7 protein-coding genes are annotated in these 10,084 nt (G+C 68.5%); 4 read left to right on the top strand and 3 right to left on the bottom strand.

Features of this window, described 5'->3' with window-relative positions; translation table 11 throughout:
• Positions 1–1,906, bottom strand: a 1,906-nt coding sequence (locus OUA97_RS20100; protein WP_267233810.1) for an Rne/Rng family ribonuclease, incomplete at its 3' end; no start/stop codon positions are given.
• Positions 1,907–2,360: 454 nt separating this feature from the next.
• Here OUA97_RS20100 and OUA97_RS20095 point away from each other — a divergent pair.
• The 4 genes from OUA97_RS20095 to OUA97_RS20080 all read left to right on the top strand — a co-directional run bounded on the left by OUA97_RS20095 (position 2,361) and on the right by OUA97_RS20080 (position 8,148).
• Positions 2,361–3,515 carry an N-acetylmuramoyl-L-alanine amidase family protein gene (locus OUA97_RS20095; protein WP_267233813.1) on the top strand — a complete coding sequence of 385 codons (1,155 nt, stop codon included), beginning with the start codon at positions 2,361–2,363 and terminating at the stop codon, positions 3,513–3,515.
• 58 nt (positions 3,516–3,573) lie between these two features.
• The gene (locus OUA97_RS20090) at positions 3,574–5,994 is read left to right on the top strand and encodes a penicillin-binding protein 1A (RefSeq protein WP_267233812.1); all 2,421 of its coding nucleotides are present in this window, start codon (positions 3,574–3,576) and stop codon (positions 5,992–5,994) included.
• Between the two features lie 231 nt (positions 5,995–6,225).
• A protein-coding gene (gene prfB / locus OUA97_RS20085) for a peptide chain release factor 2 (RefSeq protein WP_267233809.1) occupies positions 6,226–7,348 on the top strand; the annotation gives its coding sequence in 2 pieces (ribosomal slippage) (positions 6,226–6,294 and positions 6,296–7,348; 1,122 coding nt in all).
• A 92-nt stretch (positions 7,349–7,440) separates the two neighbouring features.
• On the top strand, positions 7,441–8,148 hold the full coding sequence (locus OUA97_RS20080; protein WP_267233808.1) for a 2-phosphosulfolactate phosphatase: 708 nt from the start codon (positions 7,441–7,443) through the stop codon (positions 8,146–8,148).
• Between the two features lie 4 nt (positions 8,149–8,152).
• Here OUA97_RS20080 and OUA97_RS20075 read toward each other — a convergent pair whose 3' ends face one another.
• Both OUA97_RS20075 and OUA97_RS20070 read right to left on the bottom strand, forming a co-directional pair.
• Complete coding sequence (locus OUA97_RS20075) at positions 8,153–8,590, bottom strand: bactofilin family protein (protein ID WP_416362448.1); 438 nt, start codon at positions 8,588–8,590, stop codon at positions 8,153–8,155.
• Complete coding sequence (locus OUA97_RS20070; protein WP_267233807.1) at positions 8,571–9,734, bottom strand: M23 family metallopeptidase; 1,164 nt, start codon at positions 9,732–9,734, stop codon at positions 8,571–8,573. The genes OUA97_RS20075 and OUA97_RS20070 overlap by 20 nt, the downstream gene beginning before the upstream one ends.
• Positions 9,735–10,084 lie beyond the last annotated feature (350 nt).

Here is a 10,084-nt window from a genome sequence, read left to right as displayed (position 1 = left end):
GTCGGCAGCGTGTCGGCTGTGTCAGAGGCGTCGGCTCGCCTTCACGGCGCCCGCGGCGGCGGCGGCGGCGGCCACGGCGTCCGCCGCGTTCGTCGCCATCGGCCTCGTGGTCCTGGAAGCGATGCTCGGCCTCGTCGTCGTCGGTGGCCTCGCGCTCGATGTCGGCGTCTTCGTCTTCCTCGTCCTCGACCTCGTCTTCGAACGCCTCGTCGTCGAAGTCCTCCTCGACCGGCTGGTAGGGCTGGACCGGGGCGTGATGGATCAGGGCCGCATGCTCGGGACGGGTCTCGCTGGCGGTGCGTTCGATCTCGTGGTCGGCGTGCGCCAGGGCGTCGTCGATGACGATGGTGATGAACAGGCCGAGGTTCTCATGCAGACGCGCCAGATGATTGCGCTTCTCGTTGAGAATGTAGAGGCCGACGGCGCGCGGAAGCTTGAGGGTGGCTTCGCCGCCGCCCTTCAGGGCCTCGATCTCGACGGCGCGCAGGGCCGACAGGGCGCTCGACTCGACCGAGCGCACGCGACCGGTGCCGGCGCAGTGCTCGCAGACGTGGGTGGTGCCTTCCAGCACGCCGGAACGGCGGCGCTGGCGGCTGATTTCCATCAGCCCGAAGGTCGAGATCTTGCCCATCTGGACGCGGGCGCGGTCGTCTTTCAGCGCGTCCTTGAGCTTCTTTTCGACGGCCCGGTTGTTCTTGGCTTCATCCATGTCGATGAAGTCGATGACGATCAGGCCGGCCAGGTCGCGCAGGCGCAGCTGGCGGGCGGCTTCCTCAGCCGCCTCCATGTTGGTCTTGAGGGCGGTGGCCTCGATGTTCCGCTCACGCGTGGCGCGGCCGGAGTTCACGTCGATGGCGACCAGGGCCTCGGTCTGGTTGATCACCAGATAGCCGCCCGAGCGCAGCGGCACGACGGGCGAGTAGATTTGGCTGAGGTGGTCTTCGACCCGGTGCTTGACGAACAGCGGGGTGGCCTCGCGGTACGGCTGCACCTTCTTGGCCTGGGAGGGCATCAGCATGCGCATGAATTCACGCGCTTCCTTGAAGCCGGCCTCGCCCTCGACCCAGACCTCGTCGATGTCCTTATCGTAGAGGTCGCGGATGGTGCGCTTCACCAGGTCCTCTTCCTCGTAGATGAGGGCGGGGGCCACGGAATGCAGAGTGGTGTCGCGGATGTTTTCCCACAGGCGCAGCAGATACTCGTAGTCGCGCTTGATCTCGGCCTTGGTGCGCTTGGCGCCGGCCGTGCGGACGATCAGGCCCATGCCTTCCGGCACATCCAGGCTCTGGACCACGCCCTTCAGGCGCTTGCGGTCGGTGGCCGCGGTGATCTTGCGGCTGATGCCGCCGCCGCGGGCGGTGTTGGGCATCAGGACGCCGTAGCGGCCGGCCAACGACAGGTAGGTGGTCAGGGCTGCGCCCTTGTTGCCGCGCTCTTCCTTGACGACCTGGACCAGCATGATCTGCCGGCGGCGGATCACTTCCTGGATCTTGTAGCGACGCATCAGCCGGCGGCGGCGACGCGCGACTTCTTCTTCCATGACGTCGTCTTCGTCGGCGTCGATGGCGTCTTCGTCCTCGTCGTCGCCCGACCGGGCGCGCGATTCAACTTCATCTTCCTCGTCGGCCTCTTCGCGCATGAGCGCTTCGCGGTCGGCGACCGGGATTTGGTAGTAGTCCGGGTGGATTTCGTTGAAGGCGAGGAAGCCGTGGCGGTTGCCGCCGTACTCGATGAAGGCAGCCTGCAGCGACGGCTCAACGCGCGTCACTTTGGCGAGATAGATATTGCCTCTGAGTTGTTTGCGGTTCTGGCTCTCGAAATCGAATTCTTCAACACGCGGTCCGTCGACCACCACGACACGCGTCTCTTCGGCGTGTGCGGCGTCGATCAACATCTTCTTGGACATCAAGTACGTCTCCGAGGCGCGCCGCGAGCTCTCGGCTCGGGCGCCGCCGGTCTGTCAGGAGGGCGCGCACGCCACCGCCCATCGCAATGCCGAAGCCGGCAAGGCGGGCGGTAGGCCGAAATTGGGCTCGAGCGGCGCTGCCCATTGGTGTGTTCCCAGGCGCGCCTAACGTTAAGCGCGGATCGGATGGCGCGTGGTCGCCGAAGATGGCGAAACCGACGCGGGGTGTGTCGCGCGGGCCGCGGCCCTGCGACGCAAGGCGCGCACGGTCCAGCGCGGGCGGACATTGCAACACTGGCGGCAAAAAGGAAAGCCGCCCGCCGCAATGTGGCGGCGTAAGGGGACGGTTAACCGTTTGTCCACGCCGCTGCGGTCTATATGGGTGTCACGGTATAAAATGTGTAACGGGGCTGCGCGTATGGGCGGCAGGTTCAGGATCGGCGGACGAAGCGTGCTGGCGGCAGTCGGCGCTGTGGTCGGCTGCCTGGCGATCGTTGCCGGAGCGCAGGCCGCGGGCGCCAAGGCCGACGTGCTGAAGGTCCGGCTCGGCGGCGACCGCGCCGAAACCCGCATCGTCATCGATCTCGACAAGTCGGCGACCGGCAAGGTGGCTTCCGACGGGCAGGGCGACCGCCGCGTGGTGGTGAACCTGCCGGGCGTGTCGGTGGACAACCAGCTGCAGGGGGGCGGGCTCGGCCTGGTGAAAGCCTGGGTGGTGGACGACGCCGCCGGCGGGGCGCGGCTGCGCATCGACCTGGCCGACGACGCGGTGATCAAGCGCCGCTTCCTGCTGCCGCCGGCCGACGGCGTCGCCAACTATCGCTATGTCATCGACCTGGCCGCCAAGGCTCCGTCGAGCGTGAAGGTCGCCCAGGGCGGCGGCCCGCGCTTCATCTCTGCGCCGGTCAAGACGACCAAGGCCGCGCTGCCCCTGAAGAAGGTCATCGTGATCGACGCCGGCCACGGCGGCAAGGACCCCGGCACCAAGGGGGCCGACGGCAACGAAAAGGACGTCACCCTGGCCGCGGCGCGCGCGCTGAAGAGCCAGCTGGAAAAGAGCGGCCGCTACAAGGTGGTCATGACCCGCGACGCCGACGTCTATGTCGACCACGCCGTGCGCGTGCAGATCGCCCGCCGCGCGGACGCCGACCTGTTCATCTCGCTGCACGCCGACTCGGGCACCGATCCGAGCCTGCGCGGCGCCAGCGTCTATACGCTCGCCGACCGCGCCACTGGGCGCTCGGCCAAGTTCGTCAGCAAGGACGACTGGTTCATGCAGGCCGGCAGCCATGGCGACCATGGCGTCTCGACCATCCTGCTGGACCTGACCCAGCGCATGACCCGCAACCGCTCGGCCACCTTCGCCGAGGTGCTGCTGGAGCGGGTGAGCGACCACCAGCCGCTGCTGCGCCGCAGCCACCGTGAGGCGGGCCTGGCCGTGCTGCTGGCGCCCGATGTGCCGGCCGTGCTGCTGGAAATGGGCTTCCTGACCAACGCCGCCGACGAGGCCGTGCTGCGCGATCCGGGCAAGCGCAACCGGCTGATGGGCTCGGTCGCCGAAGCCATCGACGACTATTTCGGCCAGCCGACCAAGCTGGCGTCCAACTGACGCCGCGCCATGCCGACGCAGGGCCGTTGGCGCCCGGCGCGATGCACGCTAGACCAGCCTGAGCGGACGGGGCGCGCCCCCGCGGAGGTCGGTCAGTTTGAAGCCCCCCGAGAGATGGATCGCGATCGCCGGCGTCACCGTGCTGAGCGCAGTCGCGCTGGCCGGATTCGCCATCGCCATCTATGCCGCCTGGCTGTTCCACGACATGCCCGACGCCGCCGACCTGGCCGACTATCGTCCGCCCACGGCGACGCGCGCCTATGCCTGGGACGGCGTCCTGATCGGCGAGTTTTCGCGCGAGCGCCGCATCTACGTGCCGTACGACAACATGCCGCCGCAGCTGGCCCAGGCGTTCCTGGCCGCTGAGGACCGCAATTTCTTCAGTCACGGCGGCGTCGACGCCATGGGCCTGACCCGGGCCATGATGAAGAACGTCATGAACGCGGTGAACGGCCGCCGCCTCGAGGGCGGCTCGACCATCACTCAGCAGGTCGCCAAGAACGTCCTGCTGACCAGCGAGGCGACGGTCGGGCGCAAGCTCAAGGAGGCGATCCTGGCCGGACGCCTGGAGCAGACGCTGAACAAGGAGCAGATCCTCGAGCTCTATCTGAACGAAATTTGGCTCGGCTATCGCTCATACGGGGTCGGAGCTGCGGCCTATAACTATTTCGGCAAGTCGATCAGCGACCTCAGCCTGGCCGAGTGCGCCTATCTGGCCTCGCTGCCCAAGGGCCCGGACAACTATCATCCGATCCGTCGCAAGGCGCAGGCCATGGCCCGCCGCAACTGGGTGCTGGACCAGATGGCCGAGCTGGGCTGGGTCAGCCGCGCCGAGGCCGAGGCCGCCAAGCGCGAGGACCTCAAGGTTCAGAAGGCGCCCACACGGGCCAAGTACCGCGACGCCGACTTCTTCGTCGAGGAAGTGCGCCGGCGCGGTCTGGCGACCATGGGTCAGCGCCTCAACGAGGGCGGCTATTACATGCGCACCACCCTCGATCCGCAGCTGCAGACGGCCGCGCGGGTGGCGCTGATGAACGGCCTGGAGCAGTACGACCGCCGTCACGGCTGGCGCGGGGCCTGGGGTCACGTCGACACCGCCGAGGGCTGGGAAGCGGTCGCCAAGCAGAAAAGCCCGCCGTCGGAACGGCGTGGATGGCGCGCGGCCCTGGTCACCGACGTCTCGGGCGGCAACGTCCGGGTGCGGGTGGCCGGCGAGGGGACCACCGGCTCGATCGTCGGCCAGGACGTGGCCTGGGCGCGGGCGGGCAAGGGGCTGCGGTCCGGCGACCTGGTGTTCGTCGAGCCGGTCGAGGGCGGCGGCGGCTTCCGGCTGCGCCAGATCCCGGCGGTCAACGGGGCGCTGGTGGCGATGGAGCCCTACTCGGGCCGCGTGCTGGCGATGGTCGGCGGCTACTCGTTCTCGCTCTCGAACTTCAACCGCGCGACCCAGGCGATGCGTCAGCCGGGCTCGGCGTTCAAGCCGATCGTCTACGCCGCGGCGCTGGAGAACGGCTACACGCCGTCCAGCGTGGTGATGGATTCGGCGATCACCCTGCGCGGTGCGGGCGGCCAGGACTGGACGCCCGAGAACTACAACCGCCGCTACTACGGGGCCCTGACCCTGAGGCGCGGCCTGGAGCTGTCGCGCAACGCCATGACCGTGCGCCTGGCCCAGGGCGTGGGGATGCGCAAGATCAGCGACCTGGCCGTGAAGATGGGCGTGGCCAAGCGCATGGACAACGTGCTGGCCATGGCGCTCGGGGCCGGCGAGACCACGCCATTCAAGCTGACGGCGGCCTACGCCTCGTTCGTCAACGGCGGGCGGCGGATCGAGCCGCATCTGATCGAGCTGGTTCAGGACCGCAACGGCGAGACCATCTTCCGGGCCGACAAGCGCGACTGCCCGCGCTGCCTGGCCGGCTTCAACGGCGACGAGAGCCCGCGGATCGCGCCCGGCGGCGAGCAGGTCATGGATCCGATCACCGCCTATCAGGTGACCTCGATGCTGCAGGGCGTGGTCCAGCGCGGCACCGCGACCTCGGCCTTGGTGCTGAACCGCCCGGTGGGCGGCAAGACCGGCACCACCAACGAGTACCGCAGCGCCTGGTTCGTCGGCTTCACGCCGCAGATCGTGGCGGGGGTGTTCGTCGGCTTCGACGACAACCGCAGCCTGGGCAATGGCGAGACCGGCACCCAGGCGGCGGTGCCGATCTTCATCGAATTCATGCAGGCCGCGACGAAGGACCTGCCGAAGGACGAGTTCAAGGCGCCCAAGAACGCCAAGTTCGCCACGGTGCGCGGCATCCGCGAGGCGTTCCGCCCGGGGACCGAGCCGAAGCCGATCGTCGCGCCGATGGGCGGCATGCCGGTGGGCGGGCCGCAGCCCTACGACCAGGTCTGGCCGGACGGACAGCTGACCAGCCCGGCGCCGGCCGCCGCGCCGCCGCCGAAGAAGGACGACATGAGCGGGCTGTACTAGCCTCCGTGTCATCCCGGAAGGCCCGTCAGGGCGTGTCCAGGTCCCATTCGCGCCGGAGCCGGAAGGGCGGCCGCGGCCCTGGCGAATTCTGATGGATCTGGTGTTCATGGGCCCGATCTTGATGCGCAAGCTGGAATGACAGGGCGCGTGAGGACGGCCCGCCATTGTCATGCGGACCTGCCCGCGCTATCTGCCCCGACTTCCAGAATTTTTCTGGTTTCGGAGATTCCCATGAGAGCGGATGTCGAGGCCTCCAAGGCCGACATCGAGCAGTCGATCGAACTGCTCAGGAGGCGACTTTGACTGGGAACCGGCCCTAAGAAAGCTCGATGAGCTGAACGCGCGCGTCGAAGACCCCACCCTGTGGGACGACGCCGCGGCCGCCCAGGCGATCACCCGCGAACGGTCCAAGCTGGCCGCCTCGGTCGAGGCCGTCCAGTCGCTGGAACGCGACCTGGCCGATGCGATCGGCTATGCCGAGATGGCCGACGAGGAGGGCGACGAAGCCACCCTTGATGAGGCCCGCGAGCAGCTGAAAGCCATCAAGGAACGCGCCGCGCGCGCCGAGCTGGAGGCCTTGCTCTCCGGCGAGGCCGACGGCAACGACGCCTTCATGGAAATCAATTCCGGCGCCGGAGGCACCGAGTCCAACGACTGGGCCGGGATGCTGATGCGGATGTACACCCGCTGGGCCAACGCCCATGGGATGAGCGTCGACTTCCTCGAAGAAACCGCCGGCGAACAGGCCGGCATCAAGTCGGTCACCCTGCAGATCAAGGGGCCGAACGCCTATGGCTGGCTGAAGACCGAGGCCGGCGTCCATCGTCTGGTGCGGATCTCGCCCTACGACGCGGCCGCCAAGCGCCACACCAGCTTCGCCTCGGTCTGGGTCTATCCGGTGGTCGACGACACCATCGAGATCGAGATCAATCCGGCTGACGTGCGCACCGACACCTACCGCGCCTCCGGCGCTGGCGGCCAGCATATCAACAAGACCGACTCGGCGGTGCGCCTGACGCACATCCCGACCGGCGTCGTGGTCGCGTGCCAGATGGGACGCTCGCAGCACCAGAACCGCGAGGAAGCCTGGAAGATGCTGCGCGCGCGGCTCTATGAGCTGGAGCTGCAGAAGCGCGAGGCCGAGGCCGCCGCCCTGAACGAGCAGAAGACCGACATCGGCTGGGGACACCAGATCCGCAGCTATGTCCTGCAGCCGTATCAGATGGTGAAGGACCTGCGGACCAACGTCGAAACCTCGGACACACAAGGGGTGCTCGACGGCGATCTCGACGAGTTCATGGGCGCGTCGCTGGCCCAGCGGGTCGGCAACACCCGCGACGGCGCCGGCGACTAAGCGAAATTCCCTCCCCCGCGCGGGGAGGGGATCGCCACAGCCGCGTTTGCATTCGTGTCCAGAACGGCGTTCGATCGCCGTGGAGGCGCGTGATGCAGAAGGTTCATTGCGAGTGGGGCCTGAAGGGCGTTGAGCTGCTGCGCGACCGCGCAGCGGTCGTGGTGGTGGTCGACGTGCTGTCGTTCTCGACGGCGGTCGACGTGGCGGTGCACCGCCAGGCGCGGATCCACCCCTTTCCCTATGGCGACGAGGATGCCGCGCGGGCCGAGGCTGAGCGGCTGGGCGCGCGCCTGGCGGCCAGCCGCAAGGCCGGCGGGCAGTTGAGCCTGTCGCCCGCCAGCCTGATGAAGCTCAATCCGGGGGAGCGGCTGCTGCTGCCTTCGCCGAACGGATCACGGCTCTCGCTGGCCTGTGGCCGGGCCGCGGTGCTGGCCGGCTGCCTGCGCAACGCCGCCACCGTGGCGGCCAAGGCGGTGGCCCTGGCAGAGGGGCGGGACATCGCCGTCATTCCAGCCGGCGAGCAGTGGGACGACGGATCGCTGCGCCCGGCGATCGAGGACCTGCTTGGGGCCGGGGCGGTGATCGACGCGATCGGCTTCGACGGCGAGCCGGAGGCGGTCGTGGCCCGGCACGCGTTCCTAAGCGCCCGCCCGCACCTGGAGGCGACGTTGCGCACCAGCCGGTCGGGCGTGGAGCTGATCGAGAAGGAGCATGCGCTCGACGTCGACATCGCCGCCGAGCTGAATGTCAGCCATTGTGCGCCGCTCTTGAAAAACGGGGCCTACGAGAACGCTGCTTAAGGCGTCAGGCGCTCTGGACTTCCGGCTCGGGCGCGGCGAGGGCGACCGGCGCGGGGCGCTGGAACTTCAGGCTGCGGCCCTGGAAGAAGGCTCCGGTTTCGACCGAGAGCTGCTCGTGGGTGATGTCGCCATCGACATAGGCGGTGCCGAACAGGCGCACCTGCTTGGCGGTGATCGTGCCGATGATGCGGCCGCGGATGTCGACGGTCTCGGCCTGGACCGAGCCTTCGATGTGGCCGGTGTCGCCGAGGGTCAGGCGGCCGACGCGGACATCGCCGCGGATGACGCCGTCGACGTGCAACTCGCCCTCGCCGACGATGCCGCCTTCGAGGGTGAGATCCTGGCTGATGAGTGAGGCGGGCTTGGGCGCCTTGCGCTCGCCGGTCGTGGCCGACAGCGACGCGTCGGAGGTCTTCTCGGGCTTAACCGCCTTGGAGAACATAATCGCCAGCCTTTACGAAACGCGACGGGTTCTGGGCCCTACCATTGACCCAGACCTCATAGTGCAGGTGCGGCCCGGTGGACCGCCCCGTGGAGCCCATGCCGCCGATCCGGGTGCCGACCGTCACGCGCTCGCCCGGGCGCACGCCGATGGCTTGCAGGTGCGCGTAGCGGGTCTTGAAGCCGCGGCCGTGGTCGATCTCGATGGTGTTGCCATAGCCGGAGCGCACGCCCGTGAACGACACCACGCCCGGTGCGGTCGAGTAGATTGGGGTGTTGGTCGGGCCGGCGAAGTCGAGGCCCGAATGGAAGGCCGGGCGGCGAGTGAATGGATCGAACCTGACGCCGTAGCTGCTGGTCTGCGCCGCGGCGGTGGTCGGACGAGCGAACGGCAGCTTGGCCGCTGCGTCGACCAGGGCGCCGGCTTCGGAAAGGTTGGTCGCCGCATGCTGAATGCGTTCGGCGAAGTCCTCGTCCACGTCGAGTACGGCGGCCAGGGCGCGAGGATCCTTGGCCTCGATCAGCGGGCCGCCCAGCGAGCCGCCCTTTGGCACGAAGGTCGACGGCGTCAGGCCGGCGAGGCGGAAGGCCAGCCGCAGGCGGTCGGCGCGGGTCTTGGCGAAATCGTCGGCGGCGTCGATCAGGCGTTCCTGGCCGGCGCGGACCAGCTCGATGCGGCGCATCGGCCCGACCTCGGCCGAGGCGCTGGTGGCTTTGGCGATGGCTGGGGCGAGGGCGGCCTGGGCGCCCGGCTGGCCCTTGAACTCGGTCAGCAGCATGGCGAGCGCCGCGTGGCGGTTCTCGACACTGGCGGCGAGGGCGCCGATGCCGCCTTCGGCCTGGTTCAGCTGCACCATGGCGCTGTTGAGGCGCGCTTCCCGGTCGGCGACCAGGCGTTCGGACTTGGCCTGCATGCGGGCCAGCTGCTGGTCGTGGCTGGAGACAGCCATGGCGTTGACCATCATCGCCGCGGTGCTGACGCCCATCCACAGCGCGCCGGCAGCGACCCCGCCGGCGATCGCCATCTGGCGGCCGGTGGTCAGGACGAAGGAACGCATTTCACCGCCAGAGCGGATGTAGAGGTGTCGCTCAGGGAACAGCTCTACAATCGATCGGCGAAGGCGCGCGAAGCGTGTCATTCTCACCGTATCGGTTACGAACTCGGGGGAACGGCGCGATATGCAATGAGAATTGGCGCGCGTGCAAGCGTCTTCACGCTGCAACGTAGGGGCGCCGAGCGGCGATCAAGTCTCGTTGGTCGTGGTTAACAGGGCCTGAATGGTCCCGCTAGCTCACGGCTGTCGGACTTGCCGAACCTTGGCTGGACAACGGTCCGGCGCGACAAATCTACAACAGCGGGCGGGGCGGCGGGTTCCGGCCCGCGGGTGTGGTCAGGCGTGGGGGGGGGGGGGGGGGGGGGGGGGGCGGCGCCCCCACAAAAAAAAAAAAAAAAAAAATATATTTAAAAAAAAAAACCCCCCCGAGCCGCGCCGCG

The sequence above is a fragment of the Phenylobacterium sp. 58.2.17 genome (assembly GCF_026411515.1).
Taxonomy (GTDB): domain Bacteria; phylum Pseudomonadota; class Alphaproteobacteria; order Caulobacterales; family Caulobacteraceae; genus Phenylobacterium.
The sequence above is the reverse complement of the archived record's forward strand: the minus strand, read 5'-3'. Positions and strand labels throughout refer to the sequence as shown.

What these genes read in the sequence shown, in the direction of transcription:
- OUA97_RS20080 (WP_267233808.1), top strand. Translation starts at nt 7,441, where the DNA reads ATGCAGAAGGTTCATTGCGAGTGGGGCCTGAAGGGCGTTGAGCTGCTG.
- OUA97_RS20075 (WP_416362448.1), bottom strand. Translation starts at nt 8,590, where the DNA reads ATGTTCTCCAAGGCGGTTAAGCCCGAGAAGACCTCCGACGCGTCGCTG.